21 protein-coding genes are annotated in these 22493 nt (G+C 68.6%); 6 read left to right on the forward strand and 15 right to left on the reverse strand.

Annotation, left to right across the window (positions count from 1 at the left end):
• Positions 1-7 precede the first annotated feature (7 nt).
• Positions 8-1864, reverse strand: coding sequence for an ABC transporter ATP-binding protein (locus ABEA39_RS11245; RefSeq protein ID WP_345376118.1), 1857 nt, complete (start codon positions 1862-1864; stop codon positions 8-10).
• 202 nt (positions 1865-2066) lie between these two features.
• Here ABEA39_RS11245 and ABEA39_RS11250 point away from each other — a divergent pair, with 202 nt between their 5' ends.
• Positions 2067-3662: a helix-turn-helix transcriptional regulator gene (locus tag ABEA39_RS11250; protein ID WP_345375969.1), complete on the forward strand. Its 1596-nt coding sequence runs from the start codon at positions 2067-2069 to the stop codon at positions 3660-3662.
• Between the two features lie 67 nt (positions 3663-3729).
• Here ABEA39_RS11250 and rplL read toward each other — a convergent pair whose 3' ends face one another.
• The 4 genes from rplL to ABEA39_RS11270 form a co-directional block, all read right to left on the reverse strand.
• Positions 3730-4113, reverse strand: a complete 384-nt coding sequence (gene rplL / locus ABEA39_RS11255) for a 50S ribosomal protein L7/L12 (protein WP_345375970.1) — start codon at positions 4111-4113, stop codon at positions 3730-3732.
• Between the two features lie 61 nt (positions 4114-4174).
• Positions 4175-4690, reverse strand: a complete 516-nt coding sequence (gene rplJ, locus ABEA39_RS11260) for a 50S ribosomal protein L10 (RefSeq protein WP_345375971.1) — start codon at positions 4688-4690, stop codon at positions 4175-4177.
• A gap of 246 nt (positions 4691-4936) precedes the next feature.
• Positions 4937-6523, reverse strand: a complete 1587-nt coding sequence (locus ABEA39_RS11265) for a sensor histidine kinase (RefSeq protein WP_345375972.1) — start codon at positions 6521-6523, stop codon at positions 4937-4939.
• Positions 6520-7281, reverse strand: a complete 762-nt coding sequence (locus tag ABEA39_RS11270; protein ID WP_425556966.1) for a response regulator transcription factor — start codon at positions 7279-7281, stop codon at positions 6520-6522. Before ABEA39_RS11270 ends, ABEA39_RS11265 begins: the two co-directional genes overlap by 4 nt.
• Positions 7282-7470: 189 nt before the next feature.
• On the opposite strand from ABEA39_RS11270, the gene ABEA39_RS11275 reads away from it, so the two are divergent.
• Both ABEA39_RS11275 and ABEA39_RS11280 read left to right on the forward strand, forming a co-directional pair.
• On the forward strand, positions 7471-9033 hold the full coding sequence (locus tag ABEA39_RS11275) for an ABC transporter permease (protein WP_345375975.1): 1563 nt from the start codon (positions 7471-7473) through the stop codon (positions 9031-9033).
• 91 nt (positions 9034-9124) lie between these two features.
• Complete coding sequence (locus ABEA39_RS11280; RefSeq protein ID WP_345375976.1) at positions 9125-9802, forward strand: ABC transporter ATP-binding protein; 678 nt, start codon at positions 9125-9127, stop codon at positions 9800-9802.
• A 24-nt stretch (positions 9803-9826) separates the two neighbouring features.
• Here the strand turns inward: ABEA39_RS11280 and ABEA39_RS11285 are convergent, their stop codons facing one another.
• The 6 genes from ABEA39_RS11285 to ABEA39_RS11310 form a co-directional block, all read right to left on the reverse strand.
• Positions 9827-10774 carry a TolB family protein gene (locus ABEA39_RS11285; RefSeq protein WP_345375977.1) on the reverse strand — a complete coding sequence of 316 codons (948 nt, stop codon included), beginning with the start codon at positions 10772-10774 and terminating at the stop codon, positions 9827-9829.
• Positions 10775-10790: 16 nt separating this feature from the next.
• The gene (locus ABEA39_RS11290) at positions 10791-11630 is read right to left on the reverse strand and encodes a carbohydrate ABC transporter permease (protein WP_345375978.1); all 840 of its coding nucleotides are present in this window, start codon (positions 11628-11630) and stop codon (positions 10791-10793) included.
• A complete protein-coding gene (locus ABEA39_RS11295; RefSeq protein WP_345375979.1) occupies positions 11623-12624 on the reverse strand; it encodes a carbohydrate ABC transporter permease in 1002 nt (333 codons plus the stop codon). Before ABEA39_RS11295 ends, ABEA39_RS11290 begins: the two co-directional genes overlap by 8 nt.
• A 115-nt stretch (positions 12625-12739) precedes the next feature.
• Positions 12740-14074, reverse strand: a complete 1335-nt coding sequence (locus ABEA39_RS11300; RefSeq protein WP_345375980.1) for an ABC transporter substrate-binding protein — start codon at positions 14072-14074, stop codon at positions 12740-12742.
• Between the two features lie 140 nt (positions 14075-14214).
• The gene (locus tag ABEA39_RS11305) at positions 14215-15363 is read right to left on the reverse strand and encodes a Gfo/Idh/MocA family protein (RefSeq protein WP_345375981.1); all 1149 of its coding nucleotides are present in this window, start codon (positions 15361-15363) and stop codon (positions 14215-14217) included.
• The gene (locus ABEA39_RS11310) at positions 15360-16100 is read right to left on the reverse strand and encodes a sugar phosphate isomerase/epimerase family protein (RefSeq protein WP_345375982.1); all 741 of its coding nucleotides are present in this window, start codon (positions 16098-16100) and stop codon (positions 15360-15362) included. The genes ABEA39_RS11305 and ABEA39_RS11310 overlap by 4 nt, the downstream gene beginning before the upstream one ends.
• A gap of 180 nt (positions 16101-16280) precedes the next feature.
• On the opposite strand from ABEA39_RS11310, the gene ABEA39_RS11315 reads away from it, so the two are divergent.
• Positions 16281-17504, forward strand: a complete 1224-nt coding sequence (locus ABEA39_RS11315) for an ROK family transcriptional regulator (RefSeq protein WP_345375983.1) — start codon at positions 16281-16283, stop codon at positions 17502-17504.
• Between the two features lie 47 nt (positions 17505-17551).
• Entirely contained in the window at positions 17552-18169 is a 618-nt protein-coding gene (locus ABEA39_RS11320) for a YqaJ viral recombinase family protein (RefSeq protein ID WP_425556967.1), read from the forward strand.
• Here the strand turns inward: ABEA39_RS11320 and ABEA39_RS11325 are convergent.
• Positions 18139-18789 (reverse strand): Pr6Pr family membrane protein, encoded by a 651-nt coding sequence (locus ABEA39_RS11325; protein ID WP_345375984.1) that lies wholly within the window; start codon positions 18787-18789, stop codon positions 18139-18141. The genes ABEA39_RS11320 and ABEA39_RS11325 overlap by 31 nt on opposite strands.
• A 149-nt stretch (positions 18790-18938) precedes the next feature.
• Here ABEA39_RS11325 and ABEA39_RS11330 point away from each other — a divergent pair, with 149 nt between their 5' ends.
• Positions 18939-19928 carry an NADP-dependent oxidoreductase gene (locus tag ABEA39_RS11330; RefSeq protein WP_345375985.1) on the forward strand — a complete coding sequence of 330 codons (990 nt, stop codon included), beginning with the start codon at positions 18939-18941 and terminating at the stop codon, positions 19926-19928.
• A 72-nt stretch (positions 19929-20000) separates the two neighbouring features.
• Here the strand turns inward: ABEA39_RS11330 and rplA are convergent, their stop codons facing one another.
• The 3 genes from rplA to nusG all read right to left on the reverse strand — a co-directional run bounded on the left by rplA (position 20001) and on the right by nusG (position 22412).
• Positions 20001-20690 carry a 50S ribosomal protein L1 gene (gene rplA, locus ABEA39_RS11335; protein ID WP_345375986.1) on the reverse strand — a complete coding sequence of 230 codons (690 nt, stop codon included), beginning with the start codon at positions 20688-20690 and terminating at the stop codon, positions 20001-20003.
• Positions 20691-20822: 132 nt separating this feature from the next.
• A complete protein-coding gene (rplK, locus tag ABEA39_RS11340) occupies positions 20823-21254 on the reverse strand; it encodes a 50S ribosomal protein L11 (RefSeq protein ID WP_345375987.1) in 432 nt (143 codons plus the stop codon).
• 105 nt (positions 21255-21359) lie between these two features.
• On the reverse strand, positions 21360-22412 hold the full coding sequence (gene nusG, locus ABEA39_RS11345) for a transcription termination/antitermination protein NusG (protein WP_345375988.1): 1053 nt from the start codon (positions 22410-22412) through the stop codon (positions 21360-21362).
• Between the last annotated feature and the right edge of the window lie 81 nt (positions 22413-22493).

Consider the following 22493-nt stretch of genomic DNA (forward strand, 5'->3'; position numbering starts at 1 on the left):
CACGGACTCAGCCGGGGATGCTCACTTGCTGGTCGTACAGCTCGGCGTAGAGGCCGCCCCGCGCCACGAGCTCGTCGTGCGTACCCCGTTCGACGATGTGGCCGGCCTGGACGACGAAGATGACGTCCGCCGAGCGGACCGTCGAGAGGCGATGCGCGATGGCGATCGTGGTGCGTCCCCGCGCGGCGGTGTCGAGAGCCGCCTGGACGATGCGCTCGGAGACGGAGTCGAGAGCGCTCGTGGCCTCGTCGAGGACGAGCACAGCCGGGTCCTTCAACAGCACCCGGGCGATGGCGATGCGCTGCTTCTCGCCGCCGGAGAGGCGGTAGCCGCGCTCCCCCACCACCGTGTCGTACCCCTCGGGGAAGGACGCGATCGTGGCGTGGATGTTCGCCTGCCGGGCGGCCTCCTCGATCTGCTCCTGCGTGGCGTCGGGGCGGGCGTAACGGAGGTTGTCGCCGATGGACGCGTGGAACAGGTAGGTCTCCTGGCTGACGATGCCGATATTGGCGACCAGTGCCTCCTGGTCCAGGTCGCGCACGTCGGCGCCGGCGAAGCGGACACTGCCCGAGCTCGCCTCGTAGAAGCGCGGGATCAGGTACGAGATCGTCGTCTTGCCGGCACCGCTCGGGCCGACGAAGGCCGCGAACTGTCCGGGCTCGATGTCGAAGGTGAGGCCGTCGAGGGTCTTCTGGCCGGGCTCCGCGTCCGGGTAGGAGAAGCTGACGTCGTCGAACACGACTCGCCCGAGCGCGGCGCTCTCGACCCCGCGCGGGTCGTCCGGCTCGGTGATCGCCGGGCTGAGGTCGAGGTACTCGAAGATGCGGGCGAACAGGGCGCCGGAGGTCTGGATGTCGAGCGCGGAGCGCAGGATCCCGAGGAGGGGGAAGGTCAGCCGCGCCTGCACCGTGGTGAAGGCGACGATCGTGCCGGCCGTGACGTCGACGCCGCCCTTGATCAGATAGGCGGCCACGACGTAGATCACGGCGGGGATGATCGACAGGAAGATCTGAACGGTGGCGAAGAACCACTGGCCGCTCATCTGCTGCCGCACCTGGAGGCCGATCTGGGTGCGGTTCTCGGCCGAGTAGCGCTCGATCTCGGCCCGCTGCTGGTTGAAGCTCTTCGCCAGCAGGATGCCGCTCACGCTCAGCGTCTCCTGGGTGATCGCGGTCATGTCGGAGAGCGACTCCTGCGTCTTGGTCGCGATCCGGGCCCGGACCTGCCCGACCCGACGCTGGAAGATCACCAGGATCGGCAGGAGGATCACGGCGACGATCGTCATCTGCCAACTGAGGAACAGCATGGCCACGAAGGCCGCGATGACCGTGACCGTGTTGCCGAGCACGCTCGAGATCGTGTTGCTCAACACGTTCGCCACGCCGCCGACGTCGTTCTGCAGCCGGGACTGGATCACTCCGGTCTTCGTGCGGGTGAAAAACGCGAGCTCCATCCGCTGCAGGTGCCCGAAGAGGCGGATACGCAGGGCACCCATCACCTTGTTGCCCACGGTCGCCGTGAGGTAGGTCTGCCAGACCCCGATCGCCGCCGACAGGATCCAGAGCCCGACCATGCCGCCGACGAGCTTCATCAGCACGGGCACGTTCGGCCCGCCCTTCGGGAAGAGGCCCTTGTCGAACGCCTGCTGGGTCAGAAGCGGCGGGATCACGCTCAACGCCGCGCCGATCAGGACCAGCACGATGGTGATGACGAGGGCCCGGGCGTGCGGGGCGAAGAGCGAGCGGATCCGGCGGACGAGATGGGGGATGCGCGGTGCCTCGGCGTTCGCCGCCTTCTGCGCCGCCGTGTCCCCTCCCGAGACACGCCCGGGTCCGCCCGGACGACCGCTCGGCCGGCCTGCCATCGCGCCGCTCACGGGCACCTTCTCATGCGAGTCACCTGCCCACTGTAAGCCGATCCGGCCGGGCCGCCCTCGTCGAGCAGGGACGCCCCCAATCCGGGTCGAGCAGCGGAAACCGTGTATGGAGAAGAAATCTCAGTTTATGATGTGTGAGCCGCATTCTCCGCCCGACCGGAGAACTACCCGATGCGCCAGAGGTAAGCCCGTGAACACCCGAAACGACACGTCCGCCGACCCGTCGCCGTCGACGGCGATCCAGGTCGACCATCGCACGATGCTCGACACGATCGAGAAGATCTGGCCCCAGATCGCACCGATCCAAGGGGCGCGCCTCCGCGACGCCATCCGCAGCATCCCCGAGGCCGAGTGGCGGACCCGTCCGCGCATCCTGCTGGCCCTCGCCGCGAGCCACCGCTCCGTCGGTTCCACGAGCCGGAGCGCCGCCCTGCCTTGGTTCCGGGCCGTCCAGAAGAACATCCAGGCCGATCCGACGAGCGACCTCGACGTCCGCGCGGGTTACCTCATCCACCTGGCCGCCACTCAGCGCAGCCTCGGCAGCCTGCACGCCTCGAAGGAGAACCTGGAGCGCGCCCGCACCATGATCGAGGGCGACGAGTCGCTCGAGATCTCCAAGCGGATCTCGCTGAGCGCGTCCTTCTCCCTCCAGCTCGGGCTCGTGCGCATCCACCTCGGGGCCTTCGACGAAGCGCTCTTCGCGCTCTCGCTCGCCGAGGGGCTCGCCGACGAGCACCTCTCCACCGCGGAGAAGGTCGAGTGCCTGTCGGCGCTCGCCTTCGTCAACTTCCTTCTCGGAGACTTCCCGGTGGCCGAGGAGCAGGCCGACCTCGCCGAGCAGCACGCGGAGGGCACGGACCTCTTCCGGTCGACCTTCGCCGCCCTCGCGCACATCACGCGCTTCATGCTCGCCGTGGACCAGGCCGACGCCACGACCGAGTTGGGGCAGCTGATCGGCGACCTCCGGGTGTGCACGGCCGGGAGCGACTGGGAGCCCCAGGCCGTCTTCGCCGAGGCGCTGGCCCGCTACGACCGCGGCGCCTTCATCGAGACGCTCGACCTGCTGGGACGCGTCGCGAGGCTCCTGGCCCCGTTCGTCGGCGAGGTCCTCGTCTCGTCGGCCTCGGACATCCACCGGGCCGAGACGATGCGGATGCTCGGCGAGGTCGAGCAGGCGCGTCGCCTCTCCGCAGCCCTGACGCCGAGCCAGCACCACGTCACCTGCCCGGCCAGCATCCAGGCGCTCTCCCACTTCACCGTCGGGGACCCGCAGGCGGCCCTGGACGTCCTCGCCGACTGCCTCGAGCTCGGCGACCTGCACTCGACCCGGTCGATGGCGCAGGTCTACGCCATCACCGCGGCCGCCCAGAACGACCTCGACAATCCCGTGGCCTCCAACATCGCGTTCGACCGGGCGCTGCTCGTCGCGGCCACCCACGGCACGACCTGGCCGTTCCAGACCCTGCCCGGCGAGGTCGTCGACCGTCTGCTCGCGCGGGCGGCCGCGCGCGTGCAGTCGCCGATCGTGGCCGCCCTCGTCGAGCGTCTGCACGGCACCCCGCACGAGGACACGCAGCCGCTGGCCGACCCGCTCTCGGATCGCGAGCTCGTCATCGTCCGCCACCTGGCCACCGGTGCGACCCTGAGCCAGATCGGCGCGGAGCTGTTCATCTCCGTCAACACAGTGAAGAGCCACGTGCGCAGCATCTACCGCAAGCTGTCGGCGACCAATCGCCGCGAGGCGATCACGCGGGCGAACCAGCTGGGCCTCACCGAGGAGCGCTAGCCCCGCATCGCACGCAGAAGGGCCCCGCACCGTGATCGGTGCGGGGCCCTTCGAGGGTGGAGCGAGACTACTTGAGGGTCACCGTGGCGCCGGCGGCCTCGAGCTGAGCCTTGGCCTTCTCGGCGGCGTCCTTGTTGGCACCCTCGAGGACGGTGCTGGGGGCACCGTCGACGACGGCCTTGGCCTCGCCGAGGCCGAGGCTCGTAAGGGCACGGACCTCCTTGATGACCTGGATCTTCTTGTCACCGGCGGCCTCGAGGACGACGTCGAACGAGTCCTTCTCCTCGACCTCTTCGGCCGGGGCGGCGGGTCCGGCGGCACCGGCAGCGGCCACGGGGGCAGCAGCGGTGACCTCGAAGACCTCTTCGAACTTCTTGACGAAGTCGCTGAGCTCGATGAGCGTGAGCTCCTTGAAAGCCTCGATCAGTTCGTCCTGGCTGAGCTTTGCCATGATTTTCTCCTTGTTGTGTTACTGAAAAGTGGTGGTGGTGTAACGAGTACCGTCAGCCGATTCAGGCTGCGGAGTCCTGCTTCTCGCGCAGCGCCTCGACCGTGCGAACGGTCTTGGACAGCGGCGCCTGGAACAGGTAAGCCGCACCGAACAGCGAGGCCTTGAAGGCGCCGGCCAGCTTGCCCAGCAGCACCTCCCGCGACTCGAGATCGGCGAGCTGGTTGACCTCGGACGCGGTCAGGGGGTTACCGTCGAAGTAACCGCCCTTCACGACGAGCTGAGGGTTCGCCTTGGCGAAGGCACGCAGGCTCTTGGCCACGGCGACAGGGTCTCCGTGGACGAAAGCGATCGCGGACGGTCCGACGAGCTCGGCATCGAAAGAGCTGATGCCGGCCGCGTTCGCCGCGATCTTGGTGAGCGTGTTCTTCACGACGGCGTAGGTGGCGTCCTCTTTGATACCGGTGCGCAGCTCCTTGAGCTGAGCAACGGTGAGGCCGCGGTACTCGGTGAGCAGGACGGCGGTCGAGTCGCGGAACGAATCCGTGAGCTCGGCGACCGAAGCTTCCTTGTTCGCCATGTCGCTCCTAACGTGTGAGTTGCCGGTAGCCCCTGCACCCTCTTACGAGAGTGGGTCGTCACACGAAAAAAGCTCCACGCAGGAGCGCAGAGCTTGGTTCCCCTCACGGGGTTGCTGTACACACCTGCGCAGGTCGTTTCTCTTGCGAGAACCTTCGGCCGGGCGACTCTTTCGAGTACGCGCCAGCAACCGGCGGTCTTGGGCTTCGTTCAGTGTAGGCGAACGAGGCCCGAGACCGCAACACGGCTACGAGCGGGTCTCGACCGGGGCCGGGAGGTCGACCGGTGCGCCCTCCGGCGCGGGGGCGACCTCGAGGGGCAGCCGGACGGTGAACACGGCGCCCGGCTCGTTCGAGGAGACCTCGACGGTGCCCCGGTGGGAGTGGACGACGGCCTGCACGATGGCCAGACCCAGGCCGGTGGATCCCGCCTTCCGCGACCGCGAGCTGTCGGCGCGGGCGAAGCGCTCGAACAGGACGGGGAGGACGGCCGGGTCGATGCCGGGGCCGTTGTCGGCGACGGTCACCACGGCCTCCTTCGCCTCGTCGTCGCGGGACAGCGTCACCCAGACCTCGGTGCCCTCGGGCGTGTGAGTGCGGGCGTTGTTGAGGAGATTGGCGATGATCTGGTGGAGGCGCATGGCATCGCCCTGCACGCTGATCGGCTCCTCGGGCACGGAGACCTCGAAGCGACGGCCGGTCTGCGCCACGTGGGTGTCGTGCACGGCGTCGAGGACGATCCGGGTGAGGTCGACGTCTTTCAGGACGAGGTCGGTGCCCTCGTCGAGTCGCGCGAGGAGCAGCAGTTCTTCGACGAGGGAGGTCATGCGGATCGACTCCGACTCGATGCGGCCCATGGCGTAGACGACGTCCTCCGGCAGGTCTTTGCCCATGCGCCGCGTGAGCTCGGCGTAGCCGCGGACCGAGGCCAGGGGCGTGCGGAGCTCGTGCGAGGCGTCGGCGACGAACTGCCGCACCTTGTTCTCGGACTGCTGCCTCGACGTCAAGGCGTGCGACACGTGGCCGAGCATCCGGTTCATGGCAAACCCGACGCGGCCCACCTCGGTGCGCGAGTCGGTGTCCTCCTCCGGCACCCGGGCGTCGAGGGCGACGTCGCCACGGTCGAGGGGCATCTCGGCGACGCGGGAGGCGGTCTCGGCCATGCGCTGCAGAGGGCCGAGGGCGTAGCGGACGGTCAGCAGCGCGAAGGCGATGGAGGCGGCGAGCGCGGCGGCGGCGATGATCGCGATGATCACGACGAGCTTGGTGACCGGCCCGGTGACGGGAGCGGTGGGAAGCCCCACGGCCAGGTGGACCGTGACGGCCTGTCCGTTCAGGGCTCCGGCCAGAGCGACCGCTTTCACCCGGTAGCTGCCGGTGGAGCCGCCGAGATTGACGGTCACGGCCTTGCCGCCGGTGCCGGTGGCCTTGACGCCGGCGAGCTTGTCGGCGATGGCGGTCGAGAGGTCGGTGAAGCGACCGTCGTCGCCCACTCGAGCGCCGTACTGCTCGGTGCCGGCCGTGATGACCGTGATCGTGGCCGGCGACTGCCCTCGCCCGCCGTCGCTTCCGAATCCCGCGGATCCGCTGGACGGCACGGTGAGCTGCGCCTCGGCTCGTTGAAGACTCGAATCGACCTGCCCGTCGAGCTGAGCGAGCAGGATGCTGTTGACGACGAGCACGCTGACCAGGCCGATGAGCACACTCAGGCCGACGGCGAGCGCGACGATGCTCAGGACGAGGCGGCGACGCAGGGTCATCGGGCCGCGCCACGTCGACAGCCAGCGGCGGAGCGGAGCGGCCCGGACGACGCTGGCCGGGTCGAGGCGGCTCATGCGACGGGCTTGATCACGTATCCGACGCCGCGGACCGTGTGGATCATCGGCTCCTCGCCGGCGTCGATCTTCTTGCGGAGGTACGAGATGTAGATCTCGACGACGCTGGACTTGCCGCCGAAGTCGTAGCTCCAGACGCGGTCGAGGATCTGCGCCTTCGACAGCACGCGACGCGGGTTGCGCATGAGGAAGCGGAGCAGCTCGAACTCGGTGGCGGTGAGCTCTACGGCGCGGCCGTTGCGGCTGACCTCGTAGCTCTCCTCGTCGAGCACCAGGTCGCCCACGACGATGCGCGAGTCGCCGCTCTCGGACACCAGGGCCGCGGAGCGACGGATGAGCCCACGAAGACGGGCCACGACCTCCTCGAGGCTGAACGGCTTGGTGACGTAGTCGTCGCCGCCTGCCGTGAGGCCGGTGACCCGGTCTTCGACGGCGTCCTTCGCCGTGAGGAAGAGGATCGGGGTGTCGTCGCCGCCGCTGCGGAGCCGGCCGAGCACCTGCAGGCCGTCGATGTCGGGGAGCATCACGTCGAGCACGATCGCGTCGGGCTTGAACTCGCGGGCCTGCGTCAGCGCGGACTGGCCGTCGGAGGCCGCCTTGACGTCCCAGCCTTCGTAACGGAGGGCCATGGAGAGGAGGTCGGTGAGGCTGTTCTCGTCGTCGACGACGAGGACTCGGAGAGGCGATCCGTCGGCGCGAGTGAGGCGGGGGGCCGCGGCAGTGGTGAGGGGGGCTGAAGTGGTCACCTTTCCAAGTATCGAGGGATTCCTATGAGCCCCCTGTGACGCGCTGATGAGCTGTCTCTGCGATCGCTCTTACGCGATTGCCAAGGTCGCGATAGCCCGGCCATAACGCCCGTTCCTAGGGTTCGGGGGTCGCGCACCGGAGCACCATCCGCCCGGGCCTTCCCATCGATCCAGCAGCAGCACTCTCGAGGAGACCCCCTTTTGTTCTTCACCTACCTGTACCGGGAGCTCAGCAACCGGCGAAAGCAGACGGCGATCATCGCCACCGGCATGGCTCTCGCCATCGCGCTCGTCATCATCGTGAACTCCGTCGCCGGCGGGGTGAAGGCCGCGCAGACGACCGTCCTCCAGTCCGTCTACGGCGTGGGCACCGACATCACCATCAGCGAGACGGCCACGCCGTCGACCAGCGGCGGTCGCCCCAGCTTCGCCTTCGGCGCCGGCGGCGGGACGACGAGCGGCGGCACGACCACGCTCTCGCAGAGTCAGGTCTCGGCCGCCCGCGGCACGACCACCTTCGCCACCTCCGTGCTGGCCACCGTGAAGAAGACCGCCGGGGTCAAGGCCGCGGCCGCCACCCTGTCGCTCCAGGACACCTCGTTCTCGGGCTCGACGACGCAGTCGTCGGGCACCTCGGGCACCAGCGGCGGCACCGGCACGGGCGGCACGGGCACTGCCCCGAGCGGCACCGGCACGGCGGGCGGCACCGGGAGTGCCGAGGGCGGCCAGGGCGGCGGCGGCTTCGGCGGCGGCAACTTCAGCGTCGACTCCAAGACCATCGAAGGCGTCGACGTGACGGCCGCGGCCGTCGGGCCCCTCACCTCGGTCTCGCTGTCGAGCGGACGCACCTTCACCAGCGCCGACACCGGCAAGGACGTCGTCGTCCTCGACAAGAGCTACGCGTCGACGAACAGTCTCAAGGTGGGCAGCACCACGACCATCGGCACCACGACGTTCACCGTCATCGGCCTGGTCGCCTCGACCTCGTCCTCTTCGACCACCGCGTCGAACATGTACATCCCGCTCGACACCGCGCAGACCCTCTCGTCGCTCACCGGCAAGATCAGCAACGTCTACGTCACGGCCGACTCCTCGAGCGATGTCACGGCCCTGAAGGCGGCTCTGGAGAAGGCCCTGCCCAAGGCGACCGTCTCGACCCAGTCCGACCTCGCCTCGAGCGTGTCCGGGTCGCTGTCCTCGGCCTCGAGCCTCGTCTCGAGCCTCGGCACCTGGCTCTCGATCATCGTGCTGGCCGCAGCGTTCCTGATCGCCATCCTCTTCACGGTCTCCGGAGTCACCCGCCGCACCCGCGAGTTCGGCACGCTCAAGGCCATCGGCTGGAGCAACGGACGCATCGTCCGCCAGGTCGCCGGCGAATCCCTCGTCCAGGGCCTGATCGGCGGGGGCGTCGGCGTGATCGTCGGGCTCATCGGCATCGTCGTGATCAACGTCATCGCCCCGACGCTCTCGGGCGGGGCGGCGACGACCACGGTCGGCGGCGGGGGCGGTGCTCCCGGCGGAACCGGGGGCGGCACGACGACCGGGACCGGCGCGGGCTACGGCGGGGCGGCGGGAGGCGCGGCTCGGTTCGGTGCACAGGCCGCGTCCGCCACGACCCAGGTGGCCCTCCACGCTCCGCTGGCCGTCGGCATCATCCTGATCGCCGTTGCCCTGGCCGTCATCGGCGGCCTGCTGGCGGGGGCGATCGGAGGCTGGCGGGCATCTCGACTGCGGCCCGCCGAGGCCCTGCGGAGCGTCGCGTGACGCGGGTCTCGTCGGGGGCCCGGCCCCGTGCATCCCACGCTCTCGCTCTGGCCCCTGCGACACCGTCGCCCACTCTCTCGAACGGAACCCCATGTACACGTTGACCGACGTCTCGAAGACCTACGTCCAGAAGAAGCGCACCGTGACCGCCCTCAACAAGGTGAGCCTCCAGATCCCGACCGGGCAGATGGTCGCGATCCAGGGCCCGACGGGCGGCGGCAAGTCCACCCTGCTCCAGATGCTGGGGGCGCTCGACAAGCCGACCTCGGGCACCGTCACCCTCGGCGACAAACAGGTGTCGTCGCTCGGAGACGGCAAGCTCGCCGAGGTGCGGGCGACGGAGATCGGGTTCGTCTTCCAGGGCTTCAACCTGATCCCGACGCTGACCGCGCAGGAGAACGTCGAGACCGCGTTCGCGTCGTCGTCGACGTCGACGTCGCGCGACGAGCAGAAGTCCAGGGCGAAGGCGGCTCTCGAGTCGGTGGGGCTCGCCGAACGCGGCGACCACCTGCCGGCCGAGCTCTCCGGCGGGCAGCAGCAGCGCGTGGCGATCGCTCGAGCGCTGGTCAAGGAGCCGACCGTGCTGCTGGCGGACGAGCCGACGGGCGCGCTCGACGAGGCCACCCGCGACGAGATCATGGAGCTGCTCGAGGGCGTCTGGCGCGAACGCGGGCTGACGCTCGTGATCGTCACGCACGACTCGGCGGTGGCGAAGCGGGCCGAGCGTCGGCTGGTCATCAAGAACGGCAAGGTGACCGAGGGGCGCTGAGCCCCCGGGTCGAGAGCCGAGGCGTCAGGTCGGGAGGGGGTACTCGACGCAGGCGAACCGCCGCGAGTCGGGGGCCCAGCCCGAGACGTTGAGCGTGCCCTGCCCGCCGAACAGACGGAGGAGATCGCGCGGCACCGCTCCCGGCACCGGCTCGCCGTCGTGCAGCTCCAGCACCCGGAGGACCACCTCGTGGTTCTCCGGGTGCCCCTGCGTGCCGGCGGCGTACGACAGAAAGACCAGGGTCGACCCGTCGGGTGAGGGATGCGGGAACCAGTCGACCGTGTCGCTCACCACCACGCGCCCCGGCTCCCCTCCCCCGCGAGGCACCCGCGCGAGCTGCGCGTGGCCGGGCACACCCGTGCGACCCCCGGCCGTGAACCGCTCGGTGTTGAACCAGAGCCACTCGCCGTCGGGCGCGAATTCGGGGCCGTCGTCGGGATGCACGTCGTCGGTCACGAGGAGGGTCTCGCCGGTCGCCACGGACACCAGCGCGAGGTTCGTCCGCCACTCGTCGACCGTCGACTCCGGCGTCGGGCGGGAGCCCACCACCACCGCGAGCGTCGTGCCGTCGGGCGAGACGCCGTGCAGGTAGTTCTTGTAGCCGCGCCCCTCGGGGTGGTCGCGGGTGACGCGTCGACCGGGACCGCCCGCCCACGGCACCTCGTACAGGTGGCCGTCCTTGCCGCTGACGAAGACGCTGCGGCTGTCGGGGGCGAGCACGTGGTCGTTGTTGATCTCGGGGACGCCGTGCATCGCGATCGGCTCCAGGGCCTCGGTGCGGGCGTCGCGCCGATCGACCGCCAGGCGCCAGAGCAGGCCGTCGCCGTTCAGAACCAGGAAACGCCCGTCGGGGCTCCAGTTCGGAGCCTCGACGAGCGTTTCTTCGGAGTCGAACACGACCTCGGTGGCCCCCGTGGTCGCGTCGACGATCAGGACCCGGCAGTGCTGGCCGGGGAAGAGGGAACGGGGCATGCCTCCCAGTGTGCCGCTACTTGACGGCGCCGGACGAGAGGCCGGTGATCAGGTGCTTCTGCACGAACATGAATCCGATCAGCACCGGCAGCGACACGACCACCGAGGCGGCCATGAGCTGGTTCCAGTAGACGTCCTGCTGCGACGAGTACGCCTGCAGTCCGATCGCCAGGGTCCGGGTGTCGTTGGACGTCAGCACACTGGCGAACAGCACCTCGCCCCAGGCCGTGATGAACGCGTAGACCGCGACGGCGATGATGCCGGGCTTCGCGACCGGGATGATCACGCGGAACAGGGCGCCCATGCGACCGGTGCCGTCGATCATCGAAGCCTCTTCGAGCTCCTTGGGGATGGAGGCGAAGTAGCCCGTCAGCATCCAGATGGAGAACGGCAGCGAGAACGTCATGTAGGTGATGATCAAGCCGGCGTAGCTGCCGGTGAGCTGGATGCCGAGGGTGTTCTTGATCTGGACGAAGATCAGGAACAGCGGCAGCAGGAACAGGATGCCGGGGAACATCTGCGTCGAGAGCACCACGAGGCTGAACGGGCGCTGGCCGCGGAACTTCAGGCGGGCCAGAGCGTAGGCCGCCAGGACGGCCATGACCACGCTGAGGATCGTCGCGGAGCAGGTGACGATCAGGCTGTTCTTGAAGTACTGCGCCAGCGGCACCGTCTGCCAGATCTGGATGTAGGGCTCGATCGTCAGCCGCGACGGGATCCAGGTGAAGAGCCCCTGGACGTCGGCGAGCGGCTTGAGCGAGGTCGTGACCACCACATAGAGCGGCACGAGCACGACGAGCGACAGGAAGGCGAGCCCGAAGACCCGGAAGACCTTGAATCCGCGTGTCTCAATCATCAGCGGCGTTTCCCTTCGGCAGGACCATACGGATGTAGAACGCCGACGCGATCAGGAGCACGATCAGCAGCAGCACGCTCATGGCGCCGCCGAGACCGAAGTTCCAGTTCGAGAACGACTGCTGGTAGATCAGCGGCGAGATCAACGTCGCCTCCTTGGGAGACGCGGCCCCGAAGAGCACGTAGGGCACGTTGAACTGGTTGAAGATCCACAACCCCATGATCAGGAGCAGAACGGCGTTGGCCGGCTTGATCATCGGCAGGGTGATGCGGGTGAACTGCTTCCAGAGGCTGGCACCGTCGAGGCTCGCGGCCTCGTAGACGTCGCCGGGGATGTTCTGCAGCGCTGCGAGGAGCATCAGGAAGGCGAACGGCCACATCTGCCAGGCCGTGACGATGACGATGGCCCAGAACGAGTTGCCGCCGAGGAGCCAGAACGGTCGGTTGCCGCCGAAGAGGTGCAACTGGTCGACCAGGACGTGGTTGATGGCGCCGTCCGAGCGGTTGAACATGAACGCCCAGGCGATCGTGCCGACGTACGACGGCAGAGCGTAGGGGACGAGGAACAGGGTGCGGAGGATGCCCCGCCCGCGGAAGGAGGACGTCAGGAGGACGGCTCCGAGCATCCCCATCGCCCACGCGATCGCGAGGACGATCACGGTGAAGAGCACCGTGCGGCCGAGGCTCGAGTAGAGCTCCTGACCGATGGACGAGGACGGGTTGAGCCCGTTGACGAAGTTCTGGAAGCCGACGAACGGGGCGCTGGTCCAGTTCGCGATCGAGAGCTGGTTGAGGGTGATGAAGGCGATCCAGATGCCGAGGATCATCGGCACGATGTGGACGAGCAGCTCGGCGAGAGCCGCCGGCGTGATCAGCCCGTACGGAAGGAGCGAGGGGCGGCGACGCTTCCGTGCGGGGAGGAGCGGAGCCGACTGATGCGGCTCCGGGGGCTGCTCCTGCTCGGTCGACGCCGGGGGCAGAACGTTGACGGTCATGGCGGTCCTCTTTCAAGGCGGTGCGCGGGGGTTGCGAAAGGTGGGGGCGGGGAGGGCCGCAGCGCGTGCTGCGACCCTCCCGGTCGAGCGGGGTGCCTCGAAGGAGGCGCCGTCGCTACTGGCTGGCCGTCATCTGGCTGTTGGCGTCCTCGAGGGCCGACTTGACGTCGGCGTCGCTGACGTTCTGCCCCTGCGCCGCCTTGGCGAGCAGGTTCTTGATCGCGGTGCCGACGAGGGTCTCCATCTGGCCTTCGCTCGACTGCAGCGGCATCGGCTGGGCGTGGTCCTTCAGGGTCTCCTGCTTGAGCGTGATCTCCTCCGACTTGAACGCCGGGTCGTCGTAGGCGGCGGTGACCACCGGAAGCGACGCGTAGGACTTGTTGAGCGACTTCTGGGCGGTGACGCTCGTCATGTACTTGACGAGCTGCTCCGACGCCCCGAGGTTCTTCGTGTTCTTGAAGATGCTCAGGTTGATGCCGGCGACGTGGCTCTGGGTGCCGAGGAGGCCCGTGGCGCCCGCGGTCTCCATCGGGACCGGTGCGGCCTTGTAGTCGGTGAAGTTGCGAGCCGACAGCGACGAGCCGGGAGCCTGGTCGAAGAACATCGCGGCCTTGCCCTCGGCGAAGGTGGCGGCCATGTCCGACCCGTTGACGCTCTCGGCGTCGGACGGGTTGACGACCTTGTCGACGCCCATGAGGTCGACCCATTCCTTGATGCCCTTGACCTCGCCGGCGCTGGCGAAGGTCGGCTTGCCGCTCTTGTCGTAGAGCGCTCCGCCGTTCTGCAGGCCGCGGACGAACGCCTGGTGGGCGTTGTTCGAGACGCTGGAACCGGCCATGGTGACGCCGTACTGGTCGATCTTGCCGTCGCCGTTGGTGTCGATGGTCAGCTTCTTGGCGTCGGCCACGAACTCGTCCCAGGTGGTGGGAGGAGTCGCGATGCCGGCTGCGGCGAACATCTTGGTGTTGTAGTACATCGAGTAGGCCAGGCCGTAGAGCGGCACCGAGGTCGGCGCCTTGCCGACGGCGCCGCCGGTGGCGTAGCTCGAAGCCACGAACTTGTCCTTGCCGCCGATCGCCTTGAGCGCGTCGCCCTCGAACGGCACGAACGCGCCGCTCGACTGGAGCGAGGTCGCCCAGGTGTTGCCGATCGACAGGACGTCGGGGCCCTCACCGCTCGAGACGGCGGTCAGGATGCGGTTGTAGAGGTTGGTCCACGGGATGACCTCGATGTTGACCTTGACACCGGTCTGCGCGGTGAATTTCGCGAGCTCGGCCTTCAGGATCGTCTGGTCGCCCTGAATGGTGGGGGCCTGGTTGCTGGCCCAATAGGTGATCGTCTTGCCCGAGCTGGAGCTCGAGCTGCCGGACGATGACGAGCAGGCCGTCATCGAGCCGACTGCCAGGGCGCCGACGGCTACTGCCGTCAGCCACTTCGTCGTGGTGCGCATGGGGTTCCTCCAGGGGATCTCTTCGTTGAGTGGGGGGTGATGCTGTGGTGCTGCGGGGGATGGTGTCGTGGGTGGATGGGTGGTCGGTGGCGGCCGCCCCGAGCGGCACAGGGAGTGGGATGCGTCGGGGCGGCCGCTGGTCAGTTCAGCGTGGCGACCGAAGGGTCCCAGCTCTCGGGGAGCTCGTCGGTCGGCTCGAGGGTCGACTCGACGACGACGCTCTCGCCCTTCTCGGCGGACTCGGCGAGGGAGGCCATGATGTCGAGGACGTGGAAGGCCAGTTCGCCGGGGACGCGTTCACGGCGACCTCCGCGGATCGCCTGGGCGAGTTCGGCGACTCCGGTGCCGCGGGTGAAGGTGGAGCCGGCGGACGGGACGACGGTGGGCTCGTCGGCACCGGTGTGCACGACGGTCGGGCCCTCGAACTCGTTCGGGTCGGGGAACACCGCGGTGCCCTCGGTGCCCGCGATCTCGACGAAGCCGGCGCGGGCCAGCTTCGAGTCGAAGCTGAAGACACTCTGGGCGCTCGCGCCCGACTCGAACTGGATGAGCGCGGAGATGTGCGTGGGCACCTCGACCGGGAACTCGGTGCCCGCCTTCGGGCCCGAGCCGATCACGCGGGTCTCGCGCGCCTTGGACGACGTCGCGGTGACCTTGGCGGCCGGGCCGAAGACCTGCACGAGCGTGGTCAGGTAGTACGGGCCGACGTCGAACATCGGGCCGGCACCGTAGGCGAAGAGGAACTCGGGGCTCGGGTGCCACGACTCCGGGCCGGGCACCTGGAAGAGGGTGAGGCCGGTGAGCGGCGTGCCGATGTCGCCGCGACGCACGACGCGGAGGCCGGTCTGGATCCCGGATCCGAGGAAGGTGTCGGGAGCGACGGCGACCCGGACTCCGGCCTCTTCGGCGGCCTGACGCAGCTTCTTGCCGCTCTCGCGGTCGAGTGCGTAGGGCTTCTCGCCCCAGACGTGCTTGCCGGCGGCGACCGCCTGGAGCGCGACCTCGACGTGGGCGGCCGGGATCGTCAGGTTGACGACGATCTCGACGTCGTCGAGAGCCAGGAGCTCCTCGACCGATCCGCTCGCGGGGACGCCCCACTTCTCGGCCTGCGCGGCCGCACGCGGCTCGTCGATGTCGGCGATGAAGAGGACCTTGAGGTCGGGGAACTTCGTCAGGTTGCCGAGGTACTGGTCGCTGATCACACCGGCGCCGATGACACCGACCCCGACAGGGCCGGTCTTGCCGTCGGAGGCGACCCGGGGCTTCGTGGTGGTCGACTGATCGGTCATGCGTGGACTCCTTCGAGGAATTCGATGCTCTGGGCGAGGGCCTTGAAGATGTCGCCCTCGTGGTCGTCGAGCTCGATGACCGGGAGGGCCTGGCGAGCCGCGGCGAGGATGTCGCGCACGGGCATGGCACCGCGTCCGACGGCGACCTGGTGCTTGTCGTCCTTGTCGATGGGGCCGTCCTTGATGTGCAGGAACTGCACTCGGTCGCCGAGACGGGCGAGGAGCTCGGGGGTGTCCTGTCCGCCGACCTGCGACCAGTAGGTGTCCACCTCGAGGACCACGGCGTCGTCCAGGGATGCGGCGAGCACCTCGAGCGCGGGAGTTCCGTCGATGAGGTTCTCCAGTTCGAATTCATGGTTGTGGTAGCCGACGACGAGGCCGTGCTCGGCTGCCTTCTTCGCGATGGCGTTGAGGTCGGCGGCGATGCTCTCGACGTCCTCGCGGGTGATCCAGCGCGTCTCGTCGATGTGCGGGTCGATGATCGTGCCGACGCCGAGGCGCGTGGCTGCCGCGAAGATCGGCTCGAGGTCCTGGCCGACGAGCTTGACGTGGGCGCTCGGCGCGGTGAGGCCGTGCGCGGGGAGCTGCTCGGCGTATTCGTCCACGCGCTCGACGAACGCGTAGGGCTCGACCTCGGTGAACCCGAGTTCGGCGATGCGGGCGAGGGTGCCGGGAAGATCGTCGGCGATCGCGTTTCTCACCGTGTAGAGCTGGACAGAGAGGGGAACCTGGGTCACCGTGTGGACTCCTTCGTCGTGGTCGTGAGGCGATTCGACGAAGCCCGGTGCCCTGAAAAGAGCGGATCTCCGTCGATCGAGACTCACACTAGGGGCACTTCTGTCGAGGGTCAAGCAAAAGTGTGATGTCTTTCGACAGGTTCTGTCGACCCCGCGCAGAAGCTGTGGTTTACTCCTCTCATGTCCGATGCGATGCGCTCCTCCGTGCTCGGCACGACGGGCGCGGGCGATCTCTTCCAACTCCTGCGCGACGGCCGTCCCCGCACCAGGGCCGAGCTGTCGGCGATCACGGGTCTGGCCCGCTCCACCATCGGCGTGCGCCTGGACGCCCTGACCGAGATGGGGCTGATCGGGCCCGTCGCCGACGCCGTCTCCACCGGTGGCCGACCGCCCTCCCGCATCGCCCTTCTCCCGACCTCCCGCGTCGTCCTGGCGGCCGACCTCGGAGCCAGCCACGCGCAGGTCGCCCTGACCGACCTCATGGGCCGCGAGCTCGTCACGCACCGCGCGCAGCTCGCCATCAGCCTTGGACCCGAGGCGGTGCTGGCCTGGATGGTGGAGCAGGCGGATGCCCTGCTCGACGAGCTCGGGAAGACGCGGTCCGACCTGATCGCCGTCGGCATCGGGCTCCCGGGGCCGGTGGAGTTCAGCACCGGCCGCCCCGTGAATCCCCCGATCATGCCCGGCTGGGACGCGTTCGACGTGCCCGGCTGGATCCGCCAGCACATCGACGTCCCCGTCTTCGTCGACAACGACGTCAACATCATGGCCCTCGGCGAGCGCACCCACTCCTACCCCGACTGCGACCACCTCTTCTTCCTCAAGGTCGCCACCGGCATCGGCTCCGGCATCATCTCCGGCGGCACCCTGCAGCGCGGGGCCCAGGGCATCGCCGGCGACATCGGCCACATCCCCGTCTCCCGCGCGGCCGGCATCCAGTGCCGCTGCGGCAACACCGGCTGCCTCGAGGCGGTGGCCTCCGGCCCGGCCATCGCGGCCGGGCTCCGGCGCGACGGCCGCGACGTGGCCTCCGGCGCCGACGTCCTCGACCTCGTGCGCGCCGGCGACATCGACGCCGTGAGGGCCGTCCGCCAGGCCGGCCGCGACATCGGCGAGGTCCTGACGACTTGCGTCAACCTGATCAACCCGTCGATCATCGCCATCGGCGGCTCGATGGCGGAGGCGGGCGAGCACCTGCTCGCCGGCGTGCGCGAGGTCGTCTACTCGCGATCGATGCCGCTGGCGACCGAGCACCTGACGATCGTGCAGTCGCGGGCCGCCGACGACGCGGCGATCCTGGGCGCGAGCATGCTGGCGATCCACTACGCCCTCTCCCCCTCGGGTCTCGACACCCTCGCCGCTTCGTCGGCCGAGTCGCTCGTCCGGGAGACAATAGGGGGGTGACCCTCGAGCAGCCCGCCCTCTTCCTCTGGGACGAGCCTGCCGAGACCCTGTCGACCGACACCGTGCGAGTCGCCAGTGCGCCGCTCGATCCGACGAAGCACTTCTCCGGTCGCGTCCTCGCCGACTCGACCGATCGCATCGCGTGGCTCCGCGCCCGCAGCCGCGGCATCACGGCCACCGACGTCGCCCGCCTCTCGAGCCCCCGCGCGATCCAGGCCGTCGTGCTCGACAAGCTCTACGGCAACGGCTTCGGCGGCAACGCCTACACCGACCACGGCCGGGCCCGCGAGCCGGAGATCGCGCGGTGGGTGCGGGTCCACCACAAGATCCTTCCGAGCAGTCGGCTCTTCCACGCGCACGGGGCGCCGCTGCATCTCGCCACCCCCGACGGCGTGGCGGAACGAGAAGACGGAACAGTGGTGCTGGCGGAGATCAAGACCACGAAGAAGGCGTGGAAGAGCATCCCCCGCTCGTATCTCCGTCAGGTCTGGTGGCAGCAGTACGTGCTCGGCGCCGAACGCACCCTGGTGGTCTGGGAACAGCACGTGGACTTCGTGCCGCTGGCCGGAGACCCGCAGTGCCAGTGGGTGGAACGCGACGACAACGAGATCCACCAGTTGATCGGCCTCGCGGATCAGGTGCTGGAGACGATCGCCCGCTCGTAGGTCGGGTCGTCGACCGGGCGCAGCAACCGGTAGCGGCTCAGCGCGATCACCACCGCCGACATCAGGGCGATGAACACGGCGATGGCGACGCAGTAGAGCGCCACCGTGCCCGCGCCGAGCTTCACCACGTCCAAGAACGGGTAGGGCACGAAGCTCTGGCCGCGCAGCAGCACGACGACGAGCCAGGCGATCGGGTAGATCAGGAAGAACCAGAGCCGCTTGCCGAGGATGCGGGTGCGGTCGCCGGTCAGGATCCAGTCGAGGACGGCGTAGAGCGGGATCCATTTGTGAACGATGTCGTTCGACCACGCCACCGTGAAGTCGGAGGCGGGTGCGCCGGCCAGGAGCAGGTTGTAGACGACCCCGGTCGTGGCGATGTAGGTCGTGGTCGCCCCGCGGAAGGCCACGAGCCAGCCCGGCTGGACGAGCCTGCGCAGACCGAACGCGGCCACGAGGACGAATGCGACGGCCAGCAGCAGGTTGCTCTGGATGGTGAAGTAGCCGAAGAAGTTCGCGAACGCGTAGTCGGGCGACTCGAGGCTCCGCGACCACTGGGCCACGACCGCGACGACGATGGCGGTGGCCGCGACGAGGCGGAGGCCGGCGAATGCGATTCTCACGGCCCGAGCGTACCGGGAGGAGCCCGCCTCGATAGTTTGCTCAGCATTGACACCGCCGAAACACGTCGGAATCATCGCCCCTCTTTACTGAAGGGACACGCGGAACGCTCGCCGAAAGGCCGCGGTTCGCACCGATGGAGGGGACCTCGATGGCGACGACGACTGACAGGCCGGTGATGACGGAGACGATGCGAGCCGTGGTGATCACGGAGAACGGCGGACCGGAAGTGCTGGAGCCGGCCACGATTCCGCTGCCGGATCGGCTGGGATGCGAGGTGCTCGTCAAGGTCGCGGCCGCCGGGGTGAACCCGTTTGACCTCATGATCCGCGCCGGACTCGCGGGAAGCTGCGGCACGGCCGAGGTGCCGGCCGTCCTGGGGCACGACTTCAGCGGCGTGGTGGTCGAGAGCCCGTATGCGGCGCACCCGCTGCAGCCCGGAGTGGAGGTGTTCGGCGTGGCCGGGGCGCCGCGGACCGCGGGCTCGTACGCCGAGTACGTCTCGGTCTCGTCGCTCTCGGTCGCACGCAAGCCGAAGTCGCTGTCGCACGTCGAGGCGGCCGCCGTGCCCCTGGCCGCCCTCACTGCCTGGGGCCTCGTCGTCGACGTGGCGAAGGCGCACGAGGGCCAGCGGATCCTCGTGCACGCCGGGGCCGGCGGCGTCGGCCACTTCGTGGTGCAGCTCGCCGCCTACTTCGGCGCGCGGGTCGCCACGACGAGCTCGCCCCGCAATGCAGGGTGGCTGCGGCAGCTCGGCGCCGAGCAGGTCCTCGACTACGGCGCGGAGCCGTTCGAGAGCCAGGTCGCCGGAGTCGACGTCGTGATCAACCTGGTCGACGACCTCGACGTCGCCACACGCTCTCTCGGGGTCCTTCGGCGCGGTGGCCTGCTCGTGCATGTCCCGCTGACGCCTTCTCCGGGTCTCGCTGCGCTGGCCGAGGAGGCGGGGATGCGCTACACCGGTTACGCCGTCGCCCCCGACGCGACCGTCTTGGCCGTCCTTTCGCGACTCATCGACTCGGGAGACATCAACGTGTACGTCGATGACGTCTACGACCTCGAGGATGTTGCCGATGCGCACAGTCTTCTCGCACAGGGGCACACGCGCGGGAAACTCGTGCTGAAGGTCTCGGAGGAATAACGGATCCTCGACCCCGTGGCATGCAGAAGGCCCGCACCCCGTGAGGGATGCGGGCCTTCTGGCTACGACCGCTTAGAAAGCGTTGATGTCGAGGGGGATGCCCGGACCGAACGTGGTCGAGACGGTGCCCTTGGTGATGTAACGGCCCTTCGAGGAGGACGGCTTGAGGCGGACGATCTCGTCCAGCGCGCTGTCGAGGTTGGCGTTGAGCTGCTCTTCCGAGAAGCCGGCCTTGCCGATGACGAAGTGCACGTTGGCGTGCTTGTCGACGCGGAACTCGATCTTGCCGCCCTTGATGTCGCTCACGGCCTGAGCGACGTTCGGGGTGACGGTGCCGGTCTTCGGGTTGGGCATGAGGCCACGCGGGCCGAGGACCTTTCCGAGACGGCCGACCTTGCCCATGAGCTCGGGGGTGGAGACCGCCGAGTCGAAGGAGGTGTAGCCGCCGGCGACCTTCTCGATGAGCTCGTCGCCACCGACCTCGTCGGCGCCCGCGGCGATGGCGGCCTCGGCGGCCGCTCCCGTCGCGAAGACGATGACGCGGGCGGTCTTGCCCGTGCCGTGCGGGAGGATGACGGTGCCGCGCACCATCTGGTCGGCCTTGCGCGGGTCGACACCGAGCTTGAGGGCGACCTCGACGGTGGAATCGAACTTCTTCGAACCCGTCTCGCGAGCGACCGCAACGGCCTCGGTGGTGCTGTAGAACTTGCCTGCCTCGATCTTCTCGGCAGCGGCGCGGTACGCCTTGGACTTCTGAGCCATGTGAAATCTCCTGATTTCGAGAGCGTGGTTACGAGCCTGGCCGGCTCTCCCACTGGATGTTCGGGGAGTGCGGGTGGTTACCCGCACAGGGTGTGTCATGACGCCGCGGGTGCGACGTCGGAGCGGGTACGACTACGCGTCGACGGTGATGCCCATGGAGCGGGCGGTGCCGGCGATGATCTTCGCCGCAGCGTCGAGGTCGTTCGCATTGAGGTCGGACTGCTTGGTCGTGGCGATCTCGCGGACCTGCTCCATCGTCAGCTTGCCCACCTTGACGGTGTGCGGCGTGGCGGAGCCCTTGGCGAGGCCGGCGGCCTTCTTGATGAGCTCGGCGGCCGGGGGCGTCTTGAGGATGAACGTGAACGAACGGTCTTCGTAGACGGTGATCTCGACGGGGACGACGTTGCCGCGCTGCGACTCGGTCGCGGCGTTGTAGGCCTTGCAGAACTCCATGATGTTCACGCCGTGCTGACCCAGGGCCGGGCCGATGGGCGGGGCGGGGTTCGCGGCGCCGGCGTTGATCTGAAGCTTGATCAGACCCGTGACCTTCTTTTTCGGTGCCATGTCTATTTCCTTCTTTATGGGTTCGAACTCGCTGCGGTTGCAGCGTGCTCTCCCGGAATCTGCTCACGCAGGGATCCGGTGGTCTGTGAAAAGTGGGGGACCCGTCTACAGCTTCGTGACCTGGTCGAAGCTGAGCTCGACCGGGGTCTCGCGCTCGAACAGGGAAACGAGCACCGTGAGCTTACCCGATTCGGGCTTGATCTCGTTGATCGTACCGGGAAGACCCGCGAACGAGCCCTCCTTGATCGTGATCGTCTCGCCGATCTCGAAGTCGACCTCGGCGGGGATGACGCGCTGCGCGGCCTTGCCGCCCTTCGCTCCACCCTTGGCGGCGACCGGCGCCTCCTGCACCTGGACGAGGCTCTTCAGCATGTTGAAGGCCTCCTCGAAGCGGAGCGGCGTCGGGTTGTGGGCGTTGCCCACGAAGCCGGTGACACCGGGAGTGTGACGGACGACCGACCAGCTGTCTTCGTTGAGATCCATGCGGACCAGCACGTAGCCGGGGATGCGGACGCGGGTGACCAGCTTGCGCTGACCGTTCTTGATCTCGACGACGTCTTCCATCGGGACCTCGACCTGGTAGACGTAGTCCTCCATGGTCAGCGAGACCATGCGGTTCTCGATGTTCTGCTTCACGCGGCGCTCGAAGCCGGCGTAGGAGTGGATGACGTACCACTTGCCGGGCTTGCCGCGGAGGTCGTAGCGGAACGCCTCGTAGGGGTCGACCTCGGCCTCCTCCTCGGCGTCGTCGCCCTCGTCGCCGTCGGTCTCGGCCGACTCGATCTCGGTCACGGCGTCGAACGCGCCGACGGCGTCGCCCTCGGCCTGGTGCTCTTCGGCGTCTTCTTCGGCCTCGTCTTCCGTGGCCTCGACGGCCGCCTCGGCGTCGTCCAGGTCGGCCGGCGCGAGGGCGTCGTCGACGATGGCGTCGGCCTCGGGGTCGTTCGCCTCGTCGAGGCTGTTCAGCAGGTCGTCGAGGTCGGAGACGTCGCTGGAACCCTCGTCGCCCTCGTCGGTGACGTGCATCGCCTCGTGCTCGGCGGAGTCGACACTCTCTTCGTCGGCCGTCTGCGTCGAGCCTTCCTGGGCCTCTTCGACCTCGGAGGACTGCTCAGCGGCGGTGGCGAGGTCGATGTCGTCGCGCTCGTTGTCAGGCAAGGGTTCTTCTTCCGTTGGTGGGGTGTTCGTCCGTCGGGGACGATCGCCGGGTCGTGTCGTCGGGGTGATGGTCTGCTCGCA

The organism is Frondihabitans cladoniiphilus (assembly GCF_039544345.1).
In the GTDB taxonomy this organism is placed as follows: Bacteria; Actinomycetota; Actinomycetes; order Actinomycetales; family Microbacteriaceae; genus Frondihabitans; species Frondihabitans cladoniiphilus.

What these genes read in the sequence shown, in the direction of transcription:
- ABEA39_RS11280 (WP_345375976.1), top strand. Translation starts at nt 9,125, where the DNA reads ATGTACACGTTGACCGACGTCTCGAAGACCTACGTCCAGAAGAAGCGC.
- ABEA39_RS11295 (WP_345375979.1), bottom strand. Translation starts at nt 12,624, where the DNA reads ATGACCGTCAACGTTCTGCCCCCGGCGTCGACCGAGCAGGAGCAGCCC.
- rplA (WP_345375986.1), bottom strand. Translation starts at nt 20,690, where the DNA reads ATGGCTCAGAAGTCCAAGGCGTACCGCGCCGCTGCCGAGAAGATCGAG.
- ABEA39_RS11245 (WP_345376118.1), bottom strand. Translation starts at nt 1,864, where the DNA reads ATGGCAGGCCGGCCGAGCGGTCGTCCGGGCGGACCCGGGCGTGTCTCG.
- ABEA39_RS11315 (WP_345375983.1), top strand. Translation starts at nt 16,281, where the DNA reads ATGTCCGATGCGATGCGCTCCTCCGTGCTCGGCACGACGGGCGCGGGC.
- ABEA39_RS11265 (WP_345375972.1), bottom strand. Translation starts at nt 6,523, where the DNA reads ATGAGCCGCCTCGACCCGGCCAGCGTCGTCCGGGCCGCTCCGCTCCGC.
- ABEA39_RS11305 (WP_345375981.1), bottom strand. Translation starts at nt 15,363, where the DNA reads ATGACCGATCAGTCGACCACCACGAAGCCCCGGGTCGCCTCCGACGGC.
- rplJ (WP_345375971.1), bottom strand. Translation starts at nt 4,690, where the DNA reads ATGGCGAACAAGGAAGCTTCGGTCGCCGAGCTCACGGATTCGTTCCGC.
- rplL (WP_345375970.1), bottom strand. Translation starts at nt 4,113, where the DNA reads ATGGCAAAGCTCAGCCAGGACGAACTGATCGAGGCTTTCAAGGAGCTC.
- rplK (WP_345375987.1), bottom strand. Translation starts at nt 21,254, where the DNA reads ATGGCACCGAAAAAGAAGGTCACGGGTCTGATCAAGCTTCAGATCAAC.
- ABEA39_RS11330 (WP_345375985.1), top strand. Translation starts at nt 18,939, where the DNA reads ATGGCGACGACGACTGACAGGCCGGTGATGACGGAGACGATGCGAGCC.
- ABEA39_RS11290 (WP_345375978.1), bottom strand. Translation starts at nt 11,630, where the DNA reads ATGATTGAGACACGCGGATTCAAGGTCTTCCGGGTCTTCGGGCTCGCC.
- ABEA39_RS11300 (WP_345375980.1), bottom strand. Translation starts at nt 14,074, where the DNA reads ATGCGCACCACGACGAAGTGGCTGACGGCAGTAGCCGTCGGCGCCCTG.
- ABEA39_RS11285 (WP_345375977.1), bottom strand. Translation starts at nt 10,774, where the DNA reads ATGCCCCGTTCCCTCTTCCCCGGCCAGCACTGCCGGGTCCTGATCGTC.